General features: G+C 64.2%; 11 protein-coding genes and 12 pseudogenes. 16 read left to right on the forward strand and 7 right to left on the reverse strand.

The genetic code is table 11. From position 1 onward, the window contains the following. The first annotated feature begins 2 nt into the window (after nt 1-2). From PspTeo4_RS15425 to PspTeo4_RS15490, 14 genes and pseudogenes are all read left to right on the forward strand, one after another. Nucleotides 3-541: pseudogene (locus tag PspTeo4_RS15425) on the forward strand (cupin domain-containing protein). A gap of 7 nt (nt 542-548) precedes the next feature. Continuing rightward, on the forward strand, nt 549-737 hold the full coding sequence (locus tag PspTeo4_RS15430) for a hypothetical protein (RefSeq protein WP_322364642.1): 189 nt from the start codon (nt 549-551) through the stop codon (nt 735-737). After that, nucleotides 695-1,375, forward strand: a complete 681-nt coding sequence (locus PspTeo4_RS15435; RefSeq protein WP_322364879.1) for an alpha/beta hydrolase — start codon at nt 695-697, stop codon at nt 1,373-1,375. Before PspTeo4_RS15430 ends, PspTeo4_RS15435 begins: the two co-directional genes overlap by 43 nt. 13 nt (nt 1,376-1,388) lie before the next feature. Continuing rightward, nucleotides 1,389-2,209, forward strand: a pseudogene (locus PspTeo4_RS15440) (IclR family transcriptional regulator). A 1-nt stretch (nt 2,210) separates the two neighbouring features. Continuing rightward, nucleotides 2,211-3,006: pseudogene (locus PspTeo4_RS15445) on the forward strand (SDR family oxidoreductase). After that, nucleotides 2,999-4,682 (forward strand): annotated as a pseudogene (locus PspTeo4_RS15450) (thiamine pyrophosphate-binding protein). Before PspTeo4_RS15445 ends, PspTeo4_RS15450 begins: the two co-directional pseudogenes overlap by 8 nt. A 10-nt stretch (nt 4,683-4,692) precedes the next feature. Continuing rightward, entirely contained in the window at nt 4,693-5,496 is an 804-nt protein-coding gene (locus tag PspTeo4_RS15455) for an aspartate dehydrogenase (RefSeq protein ID WP_322364643.1), read from the forward strand. Between the two features lie 9 nt (nt 5,497-5,505). Further along, nucleotides 5,506-6,994 (forward strand): annotated as a pseudogene (locus PspTeo4_RS15460) (aldehyde dehydrogenase). Next, nucleotides 6,991-7,961 (forward strand): annotated as a pseudogene (locus tag PspTeo4_RS15465) (VOC family protein). The pseudogenes PspTeo4_RS15460 and PspTeo4_RS15465 overlap by 4 nt, the downstream one beginning before the upstream one ends. Nucleotides 7,962-7,971: 10 nt before the next feature. Then, nucleotides 7,972-8,199 (forward strand): recombinase-like helix-turn-helix domain-containing protein, encoded by a 228-nt coding sequence (locus tag PspTeo4_RS15470; protein ID WP_322364644.1) that lies wholly within the window; start codon nt 7,972-7,974, stop codon nt 8,197-8,199. Between the two features lie 20 nt (nt 8,200-8,219). Continuing rightward, complete coding sequence (locus tag PspTeo4_RS15475) at nt 8,220-9,254, forward strand: aromatic ring-hydroxylating dioxygenase subunit alpha (RefSeq protein ID WP_322364645.1); 1,035 nt, start codon at nt 8,220-8,222, stop codon at nt 9,252-9,254. A gap of 8 nt (nt 9,255-9,262) precedes the next feature. Continuing rightward, nucleotides 9,263-10,222 (forward strand): PDR/VanB family oxidoreductase, encoded by a 960-nt coding sequence (locus tag PspTeo4_RS15480; RefSeq protein ID WP_322364646.1) that lies wholly within the window; start codon nt 9,263-9,265, stop codon nt 10,220-10,222. Between the two features lie 392 nt (nt 10,223-10,614). After that, nucleotides 10,615-11,844: a hypothetical protein gene (locus PspTeo4_RS15485; protein WP_322364647.1), complete on the forward strand. Its 1,230-nt coding sequence runs from the start codon at nt 10,615-10,617 to the stop codon at nt 11,842-11,844. A 120-nt stretch (nt 11,845-11,964) separates the two neighbouring features. Beyond that, nucleotides 11,965-12,422 (forward strand): annotated as a pseudogene (locus PspTeo4_RS15490) (DUF4265 domain-containing protein). A 2-nt stretch (nt 12,423-12,424) separates the two neighbouring features. Here the strand turns inward: PspTeo4_RS15490 and PspTeo4_RS15495 are convergent. The 4 genes and pseudogenes from PspTeo4_RS15495 to cysK form a co-directional block, all read right to left on the reverse strand. Then, a pseudogene (locus PspTeo4_RS15495) lies at nt 12,425-13,303 on the reverse strand (DMT family transporter). A gap of 115 nt (nt 13,304-13,418) precedes the next feature. Then, nucleotides 13,419-13,580: a hypothetical protein gene (locus PspTeo4_RS15500; protein ID WP_322364648.1), complete on the reverse strand. Its 162-nt coding sequence runs from the start codon at nt 13,578-13,580 to the stop codon at nt 13,419-13,421. 159 nt (nt 13,581-13,739) lie between these two features. Continuing rightward, complete coding sequence (locus PspTeo4_RS15505; protein WP_322364649.1) at nt 13,740-14,675, reverse strand: aspartyl/asparaginyl beta-hydroxylase domain-containing protein; 936 nt, start codon at nt 14,673-14,675, stop codon at nt 13,740-13,742. Between the two features lie 161 nt (nt 14,676-14,836). Beyond that, nucleotides 14,837-15,811, reverse strand: coding sequence for a cysteine synthase A (gene cysK / locus PspTeo4_RS15510; RefSeq protein ID WP_322364650.1), 975 nt, complete (start codon nt 15,809-15,811; stop codon nt 14,837-14,839). 352 nt (nt 15,812-16,163) lie between these two features. On the opposite strand from cysK, the pseudogene PspTeo4_RS15515 reads away from it, so the two are divergent. Together PspTeo4_RS15515 and PspTeo4_RS15520 are read left to right on the forward strand one after the other, a co-directional pair. Beyond that, nucleotides 16,164-17,010: pseudogene (locus PspTeo4_RS15515) on the forward strand (AAA family ATPase). Nucleotides 17,011-17,022: 12 nt separating this feature from the next. Continuing rightward, nucleotides 17,023-18,200, forward strand: a pseudogene (locus PspTeo4_RS15520) (vWA domain-containing protein). A 98-nt stretch (nt 18,201-18,298) separates the two neighbouring features. Here PspTeo4_RS15520 and PspTeo4_RS15525 read toward each other — a convergent pair. The 3 genes and pseudogenes from PspTeo4_RS15525 to PspTeo4_RS15535 all read right to left on the reverse strand — a co-directional run bounded on the left by PspTeo4_RS15525 (nt 18,299) and on the right by PspTeo4_RS15535 (nt 20,681). Then, nucleotides 18,299-19,214 (reverse strand): annotated as a pseudogene (locus PspTeo4_RS15525) (biotin-dependent carboxyltransferase family protein). Beyond that, nucleotides 19,211-19,905: pseudogene (pxpB, locus tag PspTeo4_RS15530) on the reverse strand (5-oxoprolinase subunit PxpB). The pseudogenes PspTeo4_RS15525 and pxpB overlap by 4 nt, the downstream one beginning before the upstream one ends. Further along, on the reverse strand, nt 19,902-20,681 hold the full coding sequence (locus PspTeo4_RS15535) for a 5-oxoprolinase subunit PxpA (protein ID WP_322364651.1): 780 nt from the start codon (nt 20,679-20,681) through the stop codon (nt 19,902-19,904). The pseudogene pxpB and the gene PspTeo4_RS15535 overlap by 4 nt, the downstream one beginning before the upstream one ends. Nucleotides 20,682-20,688 lie beyond the last annotated feature (7 nt).

Below are 20,688 nucleotides of genomic sequence, written 5' to 3' on the forward strand. Positions count from 1 at the left end.
TCATGACTGACCTTTCCCAACAGCAAGACGCCCCGAAAAGCTGGGACCGCCCCGCCGACGCCGACCTCGCCAGCTGGATGCAGACCCGCATCGCCCGCTACGAGACCCGCCGCTACGACTGGGATGCGCTGAAGTTCCAGGCCGACTACGACCCCAAGTTCCGCCGCGCGCAGATGCGCTACGTGGGCACCGGCGGCACCGGTGTAAGCAGCGACATGAACACCATTCCGTCGGAGCACTTCACTTTCTCCACCATGGTCATCCCGGCCGGCCACGAAGGCCCGCCCCACCTGCACACCGACGTCGAGGAAGTGTTCTTCGTGCTGCGCGGCAAGCTCAAGGTGATCATCGAGAAGGACGGCGAGCGTTTCGAAACCGTGCTCACCGACCGCGACCTGATTTCAGTACCGCCAGGGGTGTACCGCGAAGAGATCAACATCGGCGATGAAGACGCGCTGATGTGCGTGATGCTCGGCGCCAAGAAGCCGGTGACCCGACCTACCCGCCAGCGCACCCGCTGGCCTCGATCAAGCGCGGGTAAGCCGATGATGCCGCTCACGCCTACCACCACCCTGCTCGATCAGCGTTTCGCCGAGCGCCTGCTGCGCCTGGACGGCGGCCAATTGGCCGTGCGCCAGGCCGGCAGCGGCGAGGCCGTGGTGCTGCTGCATGGCATTGGCTCGGGCGCCGCCAGCTGGCTGCAGGTGGCCATGGGCTTGAGCGAGCGGGCCGGGTGATTGCCTGGGATGCGCCGGGTTACGGCCAGTCCACGCCCTTGCCGATGGCCGCGCCTGATGCGCAGGACTATGCCGGGCGCCTGTTGCAACTGCTGGATGCCTTGGGCATCGAGCGCTGCGTGCTGGTCGGCCATTCCCTTGGGGCACTGACCGCCAGCGCCTTCGCCCTGGCGCATCCGCAGCGGGTCAGCCGCCTGGTGCTGATCAGCCCGGCGCGCGGTTACGGCGCTGCGCCCGACCAGGGCCAGGCAGTGCGCGCCAAGCGCCTGCACAGCCTGGAGCAGTTGGGCATCGAACAGATGGCCAGCGAACGCAGCGCGCACTTGCTGTCCGCAAACGCCAGCGCCGAGGCATTGGCCTGGGTGCGCTGGAACATGGCGCGGCTACAACCCCACGGTTACCGCCAGGCCATCGAACTGCTGTGCGGCGATTACCTGCTGCGTTACGCGCCCCAAGCGGTCACCTGCGAGGTGCATTGCGGCAGCGCCGACAGCATCACCCTTGCCGAGGATTGCGCGGCCCTGGCCAACGCCCTGGCTGCGCCGTTCCACCTGATTGCCGGCGTCGGCCATGCCTGCGCCATCGAACAACCTGACACGGTGACGGCCTGCTGGCCCGCGCCCTGGACGCCTCTCTGACAGGTAGCGTGCTATGAACGAAATGGATCCGTTGAAGGAAAACCAGGACAAGTACATTGTCCGGGTCTGGAGCGCGGCCTGCTCCTGCTGTGCGAATTCAGCCGGCAGAACCGTACCCTGACCGCCCCGAGCTGGCCCGGCGCCTGTCGCTGCCGCGCTCGACCATCTTCCGCCTGCTGACCACCCTGGAAACCATGGGCTTCGTCACCCGCAGCGGCAACGAATACCGCCTCGGCATGTCGGTGCTGCGCCTGGGCTTCGAGTACCTGGCCTCGCTGGAACTCACCGAACTTGGCCAGCCGTTGCTGGCGCGGCTGTGCGACCACCTCAACTACCCGAGCAACCTGGTGGGTGCGCGATGGCCGCTCGATCGTCTACGTGGCCAAGGTCTCGCCACCCTCGGTGTTCTCCAGCGCGGTCACCGTCGGCACCCGCCTGCCGGCCCATGCCACCGTGCTGGGGCGCATCCTGCTGGCCGACCTGAGCCTGGCCGAGCTGCGCGAGCTGTACCCCGAAGAACACCTGGAGCAGTACTCGCCGTGCACGCCGAAAACCGTGCTGGAGCTGTTCAACCTGGTGCAAGCCGACCGCATGCGCGGTTATGTCAGTGGTGAAGGCTTCTTCGAGTCGACCATCTCCACGGTGGCGGCGCCGGTGCGCGATGCCAGCGGCCAGGTGGTCGCCGCCCTGGGCCTGACCATCCCCACGGTACAAATCGGCCACGTCAATTTCGACAACCTGCTCGGCCAGGTGCGCGGCAGCGCCGATGAACTGTCGCGCCTGCTCAACTACCGGCCCGGCAGCGGCCACGTCACCGCGCTGATGAGGGACTGAGATGAACCCCTATCAACTTCAAGGCAGCACCGTGATCGTCACCGGCGGTTCGTCCGGCATCGGCTACGCCTGCGTCGAACTGTTGCTCGAAGCCGGCGCCCAGGTGGCCTTCTGCGGCCGCAACGAAGACCGCCTGCGCGGCGCCGAGGCGCGCCTGCGCGAACGCTTCCCCGAAGCCCGCCTGCTGGCCCAGGTGTGCGATGTGCTCGACGCCAGCTCCGTGCAGGCCTTCGCCGCCACCAGCCTGGCTGCCCTGGGCCCGGCCCAGGTGCTGGTCAACAACGCCGGCCAAGGCCGAGTGTCGACCTTCGCCGACACCACCGACGAGGCCTGGAACGAAGAGCTGCAGCTCAAGTTCTTCTCGGTCATCAACCCGGTGCGCGCGTTCATGGCGCAGCTGCAAGGCCAGCCGAACGCCTCGATCGTCTGCGTCAATTCGCTGCTGGCCAGCCAGCCCGAACCGCATATGGTCGCCACCTCCGCCGCCCGCGCCGGGCTGAAGAACCTGGTGCGCTCGATGGCCTTCGAATTCGCCGAACACGGCATCCGGGTCAACGGCATCCTCATCGGCCTGGTCGAGTCCGGGCAATGGCGGCGCCGCTTCGAGGCCCGCGAAGAACGCGAGCTGGACTGGTCGCAATGGACCGCGCAGCTGGCACAACGCAAGCAAATTCCTGGGCCGCCTTGGCCTGCCGAAGGAAGCGGCGCAGGCCATCCTGTTCCTCGCCTCGCCCCTGTCGGCCTACACCACTGGCAGTCATATCGATGTATCCGGAGGCCTGTCCCGCCATGCGTAACGAAAACACCGTCACCGTCGGTGCCGTCATCACCGCGTTCCTCGAACAATGCGACGTCAAGGCCGCATTCGGGGTGATCTCGATCCACAACATGCCGATCCTCGATGCCTTCGCCGTGCGCGGCAACATCCGTTTCGTCATGGCGCGCGGCGAAGCCGGGGCCACCAACATGGCCGATGCCTACGCCCGCAGCATTGGCGGCCTGGGCGTATGCCTGACCTCCACCGGCACCGCAGCCGGCAATGCCGCCGCCGGGGCCATGGTCGAGGCACTGACCGCCGGCACGCCGCTGCTGCACATCACCGGGCAGATCGAAACGCCGTACCTGGACCAGGAGCTGGCCTACATCCACGAAGCTCGCGACCAGCTGACCATGCTCAAGGCAGTGTCCAAGGCCGCCTTCCGCGTACGCAGCGTGGAGACCGCGCTGAGCACCCTGAAGCTGGCCGTGCAGACGGCCCTCACCGCACCGACCGGGCCGGTGAGTGTCGAGATCCCGATCGATATCCAGTCGGCGTTCATCCCCATGCCGACCGACCTGTCGCCGCTGCCGATTCCGGTGGCCGCGCCTGCCGCCGAAGCCCTCGACCTGGTCGCCGAGCGCCTGGCCAGTGCTACGCGTCCGCTGCTGTGGCTCGGCGGCGGTGCCCGCCATGCCGGGGCGCAGGTCAAGCGTCTGCTGGACATGGGCGTCGGGGTGATCACCTCGACCCAGGGCCGTGGCGTGGTCAACGAAGACGACGAGCGCTGCCTGGGCGCGTTCTCGCAGAACAAGCTGGTCGAAGGCTTCATGCAGACCTGCGACGCACTGGTGGTGGCCGGCTCGCGTCTGCGCAGCAACGAAACCTTCAAGTACGCCCTGAAGCTGCCGCGCACCACCCTGCGTATCGACGTCAACCCGGCCATCGAAGGCCGCAGCTACCCCAGCGACCTGTTCATCTGCGGTGACGCAGCCCTGGCCCTGGAAGGCCTCGCCGACCGCCTGCAAGGCCGCCTGAACATCGACCCGAACTTCATCGACGAGCTAAAGGCCGTGCGCCGAGGCCCGCCAGCAACTGGTGGCCGACCTGGGCCCTTACTCGGCCATGGTCGAACAGTTGCAGGCCCAGACCGGGCGCAACTTCACCTGGGTGCGCGACGTGACCCTGTCCAACAGCATCTGGGGCAACCGCCTGCTCAACCTGTACCACCCGCTGTCCGGCGTGCACGCCCTGGGTGGTGGCATCGGCCAGGGCCTGGCGATGGGCATTGGCGCGGCGGTGGCCGCCGCTGAAACCGCGCCGGGGCGCAAAGTATTCGCCCTGGCCGGTGACGGCGGCTTCATCCTCAACCTGGGCGAACTGGCAACCTTGGTTCAGGAAAAAGCCAATGTGGTCATCCTGCTGATGAACGACCAGCGTTACGGCGTGATCCGCAACATCCAGGACGCCATCTACGGCGCCCGTCACGCCTACGTCGAACTGCACACCCCCGACTACAGCAAGCTCGCTGAATCCCTCGGCCTGCGCCACGGCCTGGTCAAGGACCTCAAGGATTTCGGCAGCGTACTCGGTGGCGCCCTGGAGGCCAACGGCCCGTTCCTGCTGGAAGTGGACATGCTCAGCGTCGGCGGTTTCGCCACCCGCTTCGCCGGCCCGCCCAACAGCGAAACCAAGGCGCAGAAGGCCACGGCCTGAGGACCTCGTCATGCTCAACATCACCATGATCGGTTGCGGCGCCATTGGCGTCAGCGTGCTCGAACTGCTGGAGAAAGACCCGCAGTTGCACGTCGACGCGGTGATCGCCTCGGCCGGCTCCGAAGACCTGGTGCGCCAACGCCTGGCCTGCTTCCGTGAGCCGCCGCAGGTGCTCACGGCGCTGCCGGCCGACGCCCGTCCCGACCTGCTGGTCGAATGCGCCGGCCATAAAGCCATCGAAGAGCACGTGCTGCCCGCACTGGAGCGCGGCATCGCCTGCCTGGTGGTCTCGGTCGGCGCACTGTCCGAACCCGGCCTGGTCGAGCGCCTGGAGGCAGCTGCGGCGCGGGGTAATACCCGCATCGAGCTGCTGCCCGGCGCCATCGGCGGCATCGATGCGCTGTCGGCGGCCAAGGTCGGCGGCCTGGACACCGTCGACTACATCGGCCGCAAACCGGCGCGGGCGTGGAAGAACACGCCGGCCGAGCAGGTCTGCGAACTGGACACCCTGCGCGAGCCAACGGTGATCTTCCAGGGCAGCGCCCGCGAGGCGGCGCAGCTGTACCCGAAAAACGCCAACGTCGCCGCCACGCTGTCGCTGGCCGGCATCGGCCTGGACCGCACCCGGGTGACGCTGATCGCCGACCCGCTGAGCGAAGAAAACGTCCACCACTTCGAGGCCCGTGGCGCCTTCGGCGGCTTCGAGATGAGCCTGCGTGGCAAGCCGCTGCAGGCCAACCCGAAAACCTCGGCGCTGACCGTGTACAGCGTGGTCCGCGCCTTGGGCAACCACGCCCACGCCATTTCCATCTAGGGACTGTCAATGACACTGGAACAGACCTTACCCATCTGCATCGCCGGCACTTGGCGCCAGGGCGGCGGCGAACGCTACGCCACCTGCTACCCCGCCACCGGTGAACCGGTGGCCTGGCTCAACGCCGCCAGCCTGGACGACGTCGAAGCCGCCGTGCAGGGCGCGCACCAGGCCTTCCTGCACAGCGGCTGGGCCAGCGCAAGCCGCACGAACGCGCAGCAGTGCTGTACCGCATCGCCGGGCTGATTCGCGAACGCGCCGAAGAACTGGCGCAGTTGCAACGCCAGGACAACGGCAAGCCGATCGCCGAGACCCGTGCCCTGGTCGCCAGCGCCGCCGGCACTTTCCAATTTTTCGCCGCGGCCTGCGAAACCCTGGAAGAAACCATCACCCCGTCACGCGGCGACTTCGTCAGCATGAGCGTGTACGAGCCGATGGGCGTGGTGGCGGCGATCACACCATGGAACTCGCCGATTGCCAGCGAAGCGCAGAAAGTCGCCCCAGCCTTGGCCGGTGGCAACGCCGTGGTGATCAAGCCGGCGGAAATCACCCCGCTGCTGGCCCTGCAACTGGCACGTATCTGCGAGGACGCCGGGCTGCCCAAGGGCCTGATCAGCGTACTGCCGGGCAAGGGCTCGCTGCTGGGCGATGCCCTCACCCGTCACCCGCTGGTCAAGCGTGTGTCGTTCACCGGAGGCACCCGCACCGGCAAGCACATCGCCCATATCGCCGCCGACAAGATGATGCCAGTGTCGCTGGAACTGGGCGGCAAATCGCCGACCATCGTGCTCGACGACGCCGACCTCGACCACGCCGTGGCCGGGGTGCTGTACGGCATATTCAGCTCCTCGGGCGAAGCCTGCATCGCAGGCTCCAGGCTGTTCGTCGCCCACGCCCTGTACGAGCCGTTCATGGCCCGCCTGACCGCCGCCGCCGCGCAACTGCGCGTGGGCGACCCGGCCGACGAGCGCACGCAGATGGGCCCGCTGATCAGCGCCGCCCACCGCGAATCGGTGGAGCGTTACGTGGCCTGGGCCTTGCCGAAGGTGGCCGCCTGCGCCTGGGTGGCGAGCGCCCCAGTGGCGGGCTGTTCGACCAAGGCTATTTCTACCCGCCGACCATCCTTGAAGGCTTGGGCAACCACCAGCAGGTCTGCCAGGAAGAAATCTTCGGCCCGGTGCTGGTGGCCATGCCGTTCGACAGCGAAGAGCAACTGCTCGAACAGGCCAACGACAGCCTGTACGCCCTCGCCGCTGGCATCTGGAGCCGTGACTACAAGCGCGCCTGGGCGCTGGGCCGCAAGCTTCAGGCCGGCACGGTGTGGATCAACACCTACAAGCAGTTCTCCATTTCGACCCCGTTCGGCGGCTGGCGCGACAGCGGCCTGGGCCGCGAAAAGGGCCGCCTGGGCATCCTGCAGTACATGGAACAGAAAAGCCTCTACTGGGGCATGAACGATCAACCGCTGGCCTGGGCCGGCGTGGAGGCAGGGCAATGAGCGTACTGGGCATCGACGAAGTCACCTACGGCGTGGAAGACCTCGCCACCTGCGCGCGCTTCTTCGCCGACTGGGGCCTGACCCAGGTCAGCGAACAAGCCGACGAGGTGATCTTCGAAACCCTCAATGGCTGCCGCGTGGTGCTCGCCGCCATCGACAAGCCCGGCCTGCCGCCGGCCATCGAGCCGGGCTCGACCGTGCGCGAGGTGGTCTGGGGCGTGGAAAGCCAGGCGGACCTTGCGCTGTACAGCCAGCGCATCGCCAACGACCGGGCTTCGTGGAAGGCAACGGCCGCATCGGCTGCACCGACCCCAACGGCCTGGCGATCCGCCTGCAGGTGACCCGCAAGCGTCCGCTGGACATCGAGTGCAGTGGCCACAACACCTGGCAGACCAAGGGCCGCATCAACAAGCCGGCGCCGGTCTACGACCGTGCCACGCCCATCGAGGTGGGCCACGTGGTGTTCTTCGTCAAGGACGTCAACGCCTGTGAAGCCTTCTACCACGAGCGCTTCGGCTTCCAGGCCTCGGACCGCTACCCCAACCGCGCGGCGCCTTCCTGCGCACCGCCGAGGAAGGTGGCCATCACGACCTGTTCATGCTGCAGCTGCCAGCGCCGCGTGCGGGCCTGAACCATGTGGCGTTCACCGTGCGCGACCTGCACGAAGTGTTCGGCGGCGGCATGCACATTTCCCGCTGCGGCTGGGCCACCGAAATCGGCCCAGGCCGCCACCCGTGTGTCGTCGGCGTTCTTCTGGTACTTCAAGAACCCGGCCGGCGCCTTGGTGGAGTACTACGCCGACGAAGACCAGCTGACCGGCGAGTGGCAACCGCGCGAATTCGAACCCGGCCCGACGGTATTCGCCGAGTGGGCCATTGCCGGCGGCATCGACGGCAATACCCGGCGCCAGCAACACGCCGAAGCGCCACAAGGCAAATTCCTCACCGACAAGCCAAAGAACAATTGAGGTGCATTTCATGAGCACGACCGAGGTTTACCTGCAGCCGCACCAGGCGCGCAAACGCCCCAACACGCCGTTCGAGGACCTGCTCGGCGACTCCATCGAGCGCGCCTACGGCAACGGCGTGAGCGAACTGGGCGAGTTGCTCGCCCACCTCAACCTGGCCGGCCCGCCCTGCCCGCTGACCAGCGGCGAGTGGACCGAAGAGGCTTTCAAGACCCTGATGGCACGGCTGGGCGAGTGACCCGCTGGAGGTAGAACAAGATGAACATGCACGTAACCGTCGACCCTGTTGAACAACACCTGGCCAATGGCCTGAAAGACCTCTGGTTCCCGGTTCTACCGTCGGAACTGCTGGGCGAGAAGCCGGTCTCGATTCGCCGCCTGGGCTACAAGATCGCCCTGTGGCGCGACAACGATGGCAGCGTCCACGCCCTCGAAGACCACTGTCCGCACCGCGGCGCGCCGCTGTCCCAGGGGCCGGTGCTGGGTGACCGCCTGCAGTGCCCGTACCACGGCGTGGAAGTACGCTGCGACGGCACCGTGACCAAGGTGCCCGGCAGCCCCGGCTGCAAGCTCGAAGGCAGCCGCCCGACGCGGATGTTCCATACCCGCGAGGCTGCTGGCGCGATCTTCCTGTTCAACGCCACCGACCCGCACTTGGAGACGCCGCCAGAGCTGGTGCTGCCCGAGCAATTGACCTCGCCCGAGTGGAGCAGCTTCCTCTGCTACACCGAGTGGAAAGGTGACTATCGCTACGTACTCGACAATGTCATGGACCCGATGCACGGCACCTACCTGCACAAGATGTCCCACTCCATGAGCGAAGGCGAAGCCACCGCCAAGTTCGTCACCCGCGACACCGAGCAGGGCTTCTTCTTCGAGAAGGAAGGCCAGCGCGGGGTGAACTTCGACTGGACCGAGTTCCTCGACAACGGCTGCCACTGGCTGCGCCTGGAAATCCCTTACCCGAAAACCGGCGGCCCCGGCGGCAACTTCACCATCATCGGCAGCTACACCCCCAGCAGCCGTGCCCTGTCCGCTGTGTTCCACTGGCGCGCGCGGCCGCTGACCGGCTGGCAGCGCGACACCTGGCGCTTCCTCTACAAGAACCGTCTGGAAGCGCGCCACTGGGCGGTGCTGGAACAGGACCGGGTGTTGCTGGAGTTCATGGAGTTCGACGCCAACCAGCGCGAGAACCTGTACCAGCACGACCTCGGCGTGGTGCGCCTGCGCCGTTACCTGAAGAGCAAGGCCAAGGAACAGCTGGCCCTGATCGAAACCAAGCAACTGGGCTGAGGTGACCGATGTCCAACTCCTCCACCATCAATGCGCTGGTGCACACCCTGCGCCATGAAGCCGAGGGCATCATCAGCGTCGAACTGCGCCCTTGGGGCGACACGGTGTTCGCGCCGTTCGAGGCTGGCTCGCACATCGACCTGCACCTGCCCAACGGCCTGGTGCGCAGCTATTCGCTGCTCAATGCGCCAAGCGATCAGGGCCGCTACGTGGTCGGCATTCTGCGTGACCGCGCAAGCCGTGGCGGTTCGCGCTATGTCCACGAGCAATTGCGGGTGGGCACGCAGCTGCAGATCTCGCAACCGCGTAACAACTTCGCCCTGGACACCTACGCCAGCCACAGCGTGCTGGTGGCGGGCGGTATCGGCATCACGCCGATCTACTGCATGTTCCGCCAACTGCTGGCCCTCGGCAGGTCGGCCGAGCTGATCTACTGCGCCCGCTCGCGCAAAGAGGCGGCATTGCTGGAGGACATCGCCGGGCTTGGGGCGAAGGTGGTCTACCACTTCAACGATGAAAAGGGATGCCTGCCGGACCTCGCGGGCTACCTGGCCGGGCGCCCGACGGATACGCACTTCTATTGCTGCGGGCCGACGCCGATGCTCGACGCATTCGAACAGGCGTGCGAGAGCTTGGGTTACCCCCATGCCCACATCGAACGTTTTACCGCCGCCGAAGTGGCGCCGTCCGAGGATGCCCAGGACAGTTACAGCGTCGAGCTGAGCCGGTCGGGCAAGACGGTCAGCGTCGAGCCTGGGTTGAATCTGCTGGATGTGCTGCTCGAAGCCGGGTGCGATATCGAGTACAGCTGCCGTGAAGGGGTGTGCGGCTCGTGCGAAACGCGGGTGCTGGAGGGCGATATCGACCATCGCGACGGCGTATTGACCAAGGCCGAGCGCGCGGCCAACGGCTCGATGATGGTGTGTGTGTCAGGGTGCAAGAGCCGACGGCTGGTGCTCGACCTTTGAATTGAATGAGTTGCTTACGCGTATCTTTGACCGGTCTTTGAGGCCGGTTTTTTTGGCCGGGATTCATGCCGCTTGTTATGGCCTCTTCGCGGGTAAACCCGCTCCCACAGGCCAAAATTGACACAAGCACGTCACACTGGGGTGCACTTGCGCACTATCGATGGGCATATCCGTAACCAAACTTACAACCGGTTTCAGATAGGGAACAAACTCAAGCGTTTCAAATATAAATAATTGTTTTACATAGACTTTTAACCAAAAATAAATACTGGCACAAAACCTGCTCTTATCCCTGCGTAAAACAACATATCACCCATAAAACAAAAAACCCGCAACTAAGGGCGACGCTCCTTATTGCCTGCGGAAAACCACCCAACCTTGCAGGGCATGGCATGAACAAATATGTGATAAGCCTCGGTCTCATTCTCGGCAGTTGCGCAAGTTTCGCCTCGGAACCCGGCCCCGCCGCTCCCGACCAGCCGCCGACAGCCAAAAAGCCCTTCCCGCACATCGCCTGGCGCAGCGACGATGGGCAGAGCAGCCTCGACATCGGCGGCGCTCTGCGCGTCAACTACCGCGACGAACACTGGGACACCACAGAGAACAACGGCCGCTTCCTGTTCGACACCTTCCGCCTGGACGTCCAGGCCAGCCATCGCCAATTGTTCAGCGACGTCGGCTACTGGTTCCAGGATGACGGCAAACGCTCCATCGACCGTGGCTTCGTCGGCTACCGCTTCAGCCCACAAGCCAACCTGCAACTGGGTGCGCCGTTCAAACCCTTTGGCCTGGAGCCCTACCCGCAATTTGGCTGGAGCTACCACATTCCATTTTTCATGGGCTACGGCGTCAGTGCCGGAACAGGCCTGAAGTACAGCTACAAGGACGCACAGTGGGACCTGCAATTGGGCTACTTCCCGCGCATGCTGCCTTCAAGCCTGCGTTACTCGCCAGAGGTCGGGCGCTACGCCGACCTGAACGACAACGCCGTGCCCTTCACCCAGTCGCGCCAGGACAACGAAAAGCGCCACCAGCTCAACGCACGGGTGGCCCGCACTTTCAGCGGTGAAGGCTGGAAAACCGAACTTGGCGCCTCGCTGGCCGCGGCCGAGCTGCACAACGCTGCCACCGACGATGATGGTGACTACTGGGCAGGCGGCGTACATGCCCTGTTCAATCGCGGGCCATGGACGGTGACAGGTCAGGCAATCCGTTATGAATTCAACCCGAAGAACCCGGACGGGGTCAGCGACGATGTAATTCTGATGGGAGGCAATGGCCTTACCCCGGCTTACCTGATTGCCTCGAAGGCGACCATCGGCGCGGTGAACGTCGGCTATGACGTGTTCACACCGAACCTTGGGCAGTTGAAGAAGATCAAGTTCTACACCGACTACAGCCGGATGATGAAGGACAAAAGCGGCTGGGACGATTCGCAGATGTTCACCGTCGGCGCCCAGTTCCTGGCCATGCCGATCATGGCCTGGGTCGACCTGACCTGGGCACGCAATGCCAACCCCTTCGGCGGCGCGGAGAACGGCACGGGGTGGACCAGCACCAGTTCGGTGGGCAGCAATGACTGGTATTACCGGACCAACATCAACATCGGCTATTACTTCTGAAGCGTTCGGCCCTATCGCCGCGGTTCGTCGCCACGACAAGCCGCGGCGATAGGGCCGGTGCAGACAACCTCGGCAAAGGGCATTACGATAAGCCGCCCTCAAGAAACCTGAACCCCGACCATGTCCTCCGACCACAAGATCGTGCTCTGGCCCTGGAGCAGGACGCCCAAGGCTACCCACCCGCATCGGTCGAAGGCCTCTGGGTCACACGCAGCGCCATCGGCTACCAGGTCGACAGTATCCCCTTCTATGCCTACGGCATTGCCCCCGGTGACCTCATCAGCATCCACCAGGACGGCGAGCGGGTCTGGTTCGACACGCTGTTGCACAGCGGTGGCGCCACGGTGTTTCGCGTATTGGCCAAGGCACCCGACACGCTGGAGCAAGTACGCACGGCGCTTGAGGAATTCGGCTGTACCTGCGAAACCCAGCAGGCCACGAAGATGCTGGCGGTTCACGTCCCGCCCAGCCAGACGCTGGACACCCTGCTCTACTACCTGCTGACCCAACGCCAGGCCGGCACCCTGGACTTCGAAGAAGGCGTGCTGCGACACGCCATCCCCGAAGAATTCCGCTGAAATCAGGCCTCGGCCAGGCGTGCTGAAGGCTTGCGGAACACGAACAGCAAACCAACGACGATCAGCCCCATGCCCAACAGACTCAACGGTGCCAGGCGGTTACCGAAAAACAGGAAGTCCATCACCGCGGTTACCGCAGGCACCAGGTAGAACAGGCTGGTGACGTTGACCAGGTTGCCCCGGGCAATCAGCCGGTACAGCAGCAAGGTGGCCAGCAACGACACCACCAACCCCATCCACAGCAGCGCACCGATGAAGCCACCGCTCCACTCCACATGCAGCGTTTGCAGTGGTGCGAACAGCGCGCACATGGCAAAGCCGGCCAGGTACTGCAACGGCAAGGTGCCCATGGGGTTGTCGGTGATGCGCTTCTGCAGGATCGAACCGAGGGTCATGCTGGCTAGCGCCAGCAAGGCGAACAGCATGCCGGCCAGCGACACCCGCCCAGGTTGATGCCCTGGAATACCACCATCACCAACCCGCCAAGCCCCAAGCCCAGACCGAACAGCCGGCTCCAGGAACGCTGGCGTTCCATCAGCACGACGGTGAGGATCGGTTGCACGCCCATCACCGTGGCCATTACGCCTGGGGTGACATGGGTATTGAGCGCCAGCAGGTAGAAGATCTGGTAGGCGCCAAGCAGCACGCAACCGGTGCCCAGGGCGCGCAGCACCGCAACACGGCCTTGCGGCCAGCGCAGGCCGAGCAACGGGCTGATCAGCAGCAGGCCAACCAACGCCAGAGCCGAGCGCAGCAGTAAAGGCAAAGGGGCTGGCGTGGGCCAGGCCAAGTTTGGAAACGATTGCGCCGCTGCTCCACAGCAGGACGAACAGGCTGGTCGTGGCCGCCGAGGCCACGGATGCTTTGGAAAAGACAGACATGTATTGCCACCTGTAATCGGGCAGAAAAGCCGAACGGAAGGCGTGTGCTTCAGCGAGGGAAGTAGCCGACCGTGTTCAGTAGGTTGCGTGTGCGAAGGATACGGCCAGAAGCCGATCAGCCCAGCACGACCACGCAGCGAGGCGGAGCTACGCCGCCAACGACGCCACTGACAGGTGGTGGGTAATGACTGATCATGACCGGCTGCTGACTGCCACGCACGACCATGCCCGCGACTGGCGCGATGGCAAAGCATGTGGTGGAAGGGATGGCTGGCATGATCGGGACTTCGAGAAAGTGAGTGCCTGGACTATAGCGGTGGATGCTTCGCGGGTAAACCCGCTCCCACAGTTTTTTGCACCGCCTTCAAGCGCTAAGCAAAACCTGTGGGAGCCGGTTTGTCGTGGCGACGAACCGCGACGATTGGGCTGGACTGCTTTAGAACAACCAGCGATACAGCAGATAAGCCACCACCACCGCCAGCACCGGCCGCAGGATGCGGTAGGCCTTGGGGTTGGCGCGCTTGAACTGCTTCACGTGGCTGCTGATCTTGTTGCTGAAGCGCTTGCTCCAGGCATACGCCTGATTGATGCCGCCCACACGTTCGTCATCGGTGTTCTGTGGCGCGGTGGCGCGGCCGAGGAAGGCGCTGACCTTGCGGTTGATGCGGGTCATCAGCGGGCTGCTCAGCGGACGCTCGATGTCGCAGAACAGGATCACGCGGGTCACGTCTGTTTCATTCTTGACCCAGTGCACGTAGGTTTCATCGAACATCACGTCTTCACCGTCGCGCCAGGCGTACACCTGACCATCGACGTAGATGCGGCAGTTATCGGAGTTGGGCGTGGACAGCCCCAGGTGATAACGCAAAGAGCCAGCGAAGGGGTCGCGGTGCGGGTTGAGGTGGCTGCCACCGGGCAACAGGGCAAACATCGCGCCTTTGACGTTGGGAATACGGCTGACCAGTTCGACGGTCTTGGGGCACAGAGCCTCGGCCGACGGCAGCGGTTTGTCGTACCACTTCAGGTAAAAGCGCTTCCAGCCCTTCTTGAAGAACGACCCGAAACCGGCGTCGTTGTCTTTCTCGGCGGCGCGAATGTAGCCCTCGTCGAACAGGCGCATGGCCTCTTCACGGATTTCCTGCCAGTTATCCTTGAGCACATCCAGCTCAGGGAAGCGTGTACGGTCCAGGTACGGCTTGGACGGCACGCCAGAAAACAGGTACATCAGCGCGTTATAAGGGGCGAACAGCGCCGAATGGTTGACGAACTGGCGCAACACCGGCAACCGCGCCTTGCCCCGCAGGTGCACGAACAGCACGCTGCCGAAGAACACCAACAGTACACCTGCCTTGGCGACGAAGGAAAAGGTCATGCAACACTCCTTGCTGAGCAGCAGGCCAGCGCTGCCTGATGCTGACGAAAATCATCCGGCCATCATAAACCGATCCCGCGCCGGTAAAAATAACCGGAACGGGATGGCTGTATTAAAGATTTTGTAATAAACCGGGTCGCCGAGTGTTGCCCAGGGTCAGCTTACTGCTGGTTTTCCTGCTCGCTGAACATGTCGCTGAACAGCATGCTCGACAGGTAGCGCTCGCCGGAATCCGGCAGGATCACCACGATGGTCTTGCCCTGCATTTCCGGTTTTTCGGCCAGGCGCACCGCTGCCGCCATCGCCGCGCCGCAAGAGATACCGCAAAGAATGCCCTCTTCCTGCATCAGGCGGATGGCCATGGCCTTGGATTCTTCATCGGTGACGGTCTCGACCTGGTCGACGATCGACAGGTCGAGGTTTTTCGGCACGAAGCCTGCACCGATACCCTGGATCTTGTGCGGGCTGGGCTTGAGTTCCTCGCCGGCCAGGGTCTGGGTGATCAGTGGCGAAACCACAGGCTCGACGGCCACCGACAAGATCGACTTGCCCTGGGTGTGCTTGATGTAGCGCGACACACCGGTAATGGTGCCGCCGGTACCGACGCCCGCCACCAGCACGTCGATCGCGCCGTCGGTGTCGTTCCAGATCTCCGGGCCAGTGGTCTTCTCGTGGATCGCCGGGTTGGCCGGGTTGTCGAACTGGCCAGGCAGGAAGTACTGGGCCGGGTCGGAGGCGACGATTTCATTGGCTTTCTCGATCGCACCCTTCATGCCTTTGGCAGGCTCGGTGAGTACCAGTTCGGCACCGAGGGCCTTGAGCACCTTGCGCCGCTCCAGGCTCATCGAAGCCGGCATGGTCAGGATCAGCTTGTAGCCACGGGCCGCGGCAACGAAGGCCAGGCCGATGCCGGTGTTGCCCGACGTCGGTTCGACGATGGTCATGCCCGGCTTGAGCTTGCCGCTGCTCTCGGCGTCCCAGACCATGTTCGCGCCGATACGGCATTTCACCGAATAGCCCGGGTTTCGCCCTTCGATCTTGGCCAGGATGGTCACCCCACGCGGGGCGATGCGGTTGATCTGCACCAGCGGCGTGTTGCCGATGGAATGGGCGTTGTCTGCGTAGATACGGCTCATGGCAGGGTCCTTGAACATGAAAGGAGCAGGGAAAGCTTCAAGGGTAAGCCTGCCCCGGTGGCCAGTAAAGCCTGCGAGCCCTCCGGTAACGTTATGAGCACAGGGCGCCTGATTCCGACCGAACATTAGCGCGACGCATCATTCAGAGACTGAATGCCCGGTCTGCGTTTCCAGCTGCCTGGGGGCGGGTTATAGTCGCTGGCAAATGACAAACATGTGTAGTTCGGGCTGGCCGCTTCGCGGGTAAACACGCTCCCACAGCTACAGCACAGCTCTCAAGGGCTGTGATGACCCAGTGGGAGCAGGTTTACCCGCGAAAAGGCTGGCACTGACACCCACCGAGGATCGGTTCATGAAGTTCGAAGGCACCCGCGACTACGTCGCCACAGACGACCTGAAACTGGCAGTCAACGCAGCCATCACCCTGGAGCGCCCACTGCTGGTCAAAGGTGAGCCGGGTACCGGCAAGACCATGCTCGCCGAGCAGCTCGCCGCGTCCTTCGGCGCCCGCCTGATCACCTGGCACATCAAGTCCACCACCAAGGCCCATCAGGGCCTGTACGAGTACGACGCGGTCAGCCGCCTGCGCGACTCGCAGCTGGGCGTGGACAAGGTCCATGACGTGCGCAACTACCTGAAGAAGGGCAAGTTGTGGGGAGGCCTTCGAGGCCGAAGAGCGGGTGATCCTGCTGATCGATGAAATCGACAAGGCCGACATCGAGTTCCCCAACGACCTGTTGCAAGAACTCGACAAGATGGAGTTCTACGTCTACGAAATCGACGAGACCATCAAGGCCAAGCAGCGCCCGATCATCATCATCACCTCCAACAACGAAAAAGAGCTGCCCGACGCCTTCCTGCGCCGCTGCTTCTTCCACTACATCGCCTTCCCCGACCGTGACACGCTGCAGCAGATCGTCGACGTGCACTACCCAAACATCAGCCAGTCGCTGGTCAGCGAAGCGCTGGACGTGTTCTTCGACGTGCGCAAGGTACCGGGCCTGAAGAAAAAGCCGTCCACCTCCGAGCTGGTCGACTGGCTCAAGCTGCTGATGGCCGACAACATCGGCGAAGCGGTGCTGCGCGAGCGCGACCCGACCAAGGCCATCCCGCCGCTGGCCGGTGCATTGGTGAAAAACGAGCAGGACGTGCAACTGCTGGAGCGCCTGGCCTTCATGAGCCGGCGCGGCAACCGCTGACAGGAGCCGGCCATGCTGCTCAACCTGTTCAACGAAATGCGCGCGGCCAAGGTGCCGGTGTCAGTGCGCGAATTGCTCGACCTGCACCAGGCGCTGCAAAAGCGCGTGGTGTTCGCCGACATGGACGAGTTCTACTTCCTCGCCGGGCCATCCTGGTGAAGGACGAGCGCCACTTCGACAAGTTCGACCGGGCGTTCTCGGCCTACTTCAAGGGCCTGGAAAACCTCGACCGGCACCTTGAGGCACTGATCCCCGAAGATTGGCTACGCAAGGAATTCGAGCGTTCGCTCACCGATGAGGAACGGGCGCAGATCCAGTCATTGGGCGGCCTGGACAAGCTGATCGAAGAATTCAAGAAGCGCCTCGAAGAGCAGAAAGAACGCCATGCCGGCGGCAACAAGTGGATCGGCACCGGCGGCACCAGCCCGTTCGGCTCGGGTGGTTTCAACCCCGAAGGCATTCGCGTGGGCGAGGCTGGCAAGCGCCAGGGCAAGGCGGTGAAGGTGTGGGACCAGCGCGAGTACAAGAACCTCGACGACCAGGTCGAACTCGGCACCCGCAACATCAAGCTCGCCCTGCGCCGCCTGCGCAAATTCGCCCGTGAAGGCGCCGCCGAAGAGCTGGACATCGACGGCACCATCGACCACACCGCCCGCGATGCAGGGCTGTTGAACATCCAGATGCGCCCCGAGCGGCGCAACACGGTGAAGCTGCTGTTGCTGTTCGACATTGGCGGTTCGATGGATGCCCACGTCAAAGTCTGCGAAGAGTTGTTCTCGGCCTGCAAGACCGAGTTCAAGCACCTGGAGTATTACTACTTCCACAACTTCGTGTACGAGTCGGTGTGGAAGAACAACCTGCGCCGCACTTCGGAACGCTTCTCCACCTTCGACCTGCTGCACAAGTACGGCGATGACTACAAGGTGATATTCGTCGGCGATGCGGCGATGGCGCCCTACGAGATCACCCAGCCGGGTGGCAGTGTGGAGCACTGGAACGAAGAAGCCGGGTATGTGTGGATGCAGCGGTTCATGGAGAAGTTCAAGAAGATCATCTGGATCAATCCGTATCCGAAGCAGGCTTGGGACTACACGGCGTCAACGCATCTGGTGCGGGATTTGATCGAGGACAAGATGTATCCGCTGACCTTGCAGGGGTTGGAGGATGGGATGAAGTATCTGTCCAAGTAATTTGGGGGCTGTACCGGCCCTATCGCCGGCGAGCCGGCTCCCACAGGTATCTCACACGACCTACAGGAGCCGGCTTAACGGCGATAGGGCCAGCCGCCTCACTCCCAGCGGCGCAGATACGCTTGCTGCTCCCGCCAGGCCTCATCCTGCACCACCGCCCTGAACCGCACCGCAGCCCCCGGCATGCACTGCGCCAGCTGCGCCAACGCCAGCGGCGTCAACGCCCCCAGCCGCGGATACCCACCAATGGTCTGCCGGTCATTGAGCAATACGATTGGCTGCCCGTCCGGCGGCACCTGCACCGCACCCAGCGGAATCCCTCGGAAATCATCGGAGCGCCCTGGTACACCAATTGCGGCCCCAGCAAGCGAATCCCCATGCGGTCGGCGCGACTGTCCAGGGTCCAATCCGAATTGAACGCCTCGAACAGGCTGGTACCGCTGAAATCACCGATCTGCGCGCCCATCACCAGGTCGAGCACTGGCTTTTCCAGATAGCGCGCACGCATCGTCTCAGGCACCTCGCGCAACTCGGGCGAGGCATCGGCGAACGCCAGCATCTGCCCTTTGCCCAGCGCCATCCCGCGCCCATCGAGCCCCCCAGCTCTTCGCGCACAACCGTGGCGCTGCTGCCCAGAACAGCCTCGGCCTGAACCCCACCCGGCACCGCCAGGTAGGCACGCACGCCTTGCTTTGGTTGCCTGAGGGTCAAGCGCTGCCCCTTGGCCACGATGAACGAGCGCCAAGGGGCCACGGGTTGCTCATCAATCCGCGCATCCAGGTCAGCGCCCGCCAACGCCAACACGCAATCCTGCTCGGCCAGCACGCTGAACCCGCCCAACGCTACTTCGACAACAGGAGCGCCCAGCGGGTTACCCAGTAGCCAGTTGGCCCAGTGCATCGCCACCCAATCCAGCGCCCCGCCCTGGGTCACGCCCAGGTGCCGCACGCCAAAGCGCCCAGCGTCCTGCACCTGGCACAGCGCGGTGCTGGCTTCGATCCTCAATTGCTTCATGCCTGTGCCTCCAGCGGGCTGTCATCACCGCCCAACGCCACGAACTCGGCGTGGGAAACCGCCACGAAGCGCACCCGGTCGCCCGGTTGCAGCAAGCTGTAGCCCTCGCGTTCACGGTCGAACAAGCGTACCGGGGTGCGCCCGATCAGGTTCCAGCCACCTGGCGAAACCGCTGGGTACGCCGCCGTCTGGCGCTCGGCGATACCGACACTGCCTGCGGCAACGCGCTTGCGTGGGGTGCTCAGGCGTGGCGATGCCAGCCGTTCGTCCACCAACCCCATGAAGCCGAAACCGGGGGCAAAACCAAGGGCGAACACCGGGTACTCGCGCTCGCAGTGCAGGCGAATCACTTCGTCCTCGGACAGGCCGGCACGGGCTGCCAGAACCGGAAGTTCGGGCCGACGCTGGCGTGGTACCACACCGGGATTTCATGACGACGACCACTGTTGCCCACATCCGGCTGCAAACCTTCCAGCGCCTGCTTGATCAACACCCTCGCCTGTGCTGGCGCCAAATCATGCTGCACCATCAGCGTGGTATAGGACGGCACCAAATCCACCAGGCGCTCACCGAAAGCTGCGCGCAGCCGCTGGCTGGCCGCCAGGATCCACGGCATGTTGGCTTCGTCGATGGTGTCGAACAGGCGCACCATCAGGCTGTCGATGGCCACTACCTCGATGCGCACCTTCATGCTCGCTCCAGCGCATCGAGGGCCTGGCGAATCTGCCGCACGGCGGCCACGGAACTGTCGTTGTCACCGTGCACACACAGGGTGCTGGCGTTCAGGCGCACAGCGCTGCCATCGTTGGCCACCAGAGCCTCACCACGGGCCAGGCGCAAGGCCTGTTCGAGCACCAGCGCCGGGTCATGATGCACGGCCCCCGGCAAGCGGCGGGAAACAAGATGCCCGCTGGCGGTATAGGCGCGGTCCGCGAAGGCCTCGAACCACAGCGGCACACCGATTTCATCACCCAGCGCCTGAGCCGCGCTGTCATCGGCGGTGGCCATGAGCATCACTGGCAAATTCGCGTCATAGGCCGCCACGGCTTCAAGCACGGTACGCAGCTTGAGCGGGTCGGCCATCATGTCGTTGTACAGCGCGCCATGGGGCTTCACGTACGCCACCCGGCCGCCCAGCACCTTGCAGATGCCGTCCAGCGCACCGATCTGGTAATGCAGCAGGTCACGGATTTCCTCGCTGCTGCAGGCCATCGAGCGGCGGCCGAAACCGACCAGGTCGGGGTAAGCCGGGTGGGCGCCAATGGTCACGCCATGCTCCAGCGCCATGGCCACGGTACGGCGCATGATGCTCGGGTCACCGGCGTGGTAACCGCAGGCGATGTTGGCACAGTCGATGTAAGGCATCACTTCGGCGTCCAGGCCCATGCGCCAGCTGCCGAAACTCTCGCCCATGTCGCAGTTCAGTAGCAGGCTTTTCACCTTGCGTGCTCCCGTTTCGATGTTCATATGCCTA

The sequence above is a fragment of the Pseudomonas sp. Teo4 genome, assembly GCF_034387475.1.
Classification (GTDB): Bacteria; Pseudomonadota; Gammaproteobacteria; order Pseudomonadales; family Pseudomonadaceae; genus Aquipseudomonas.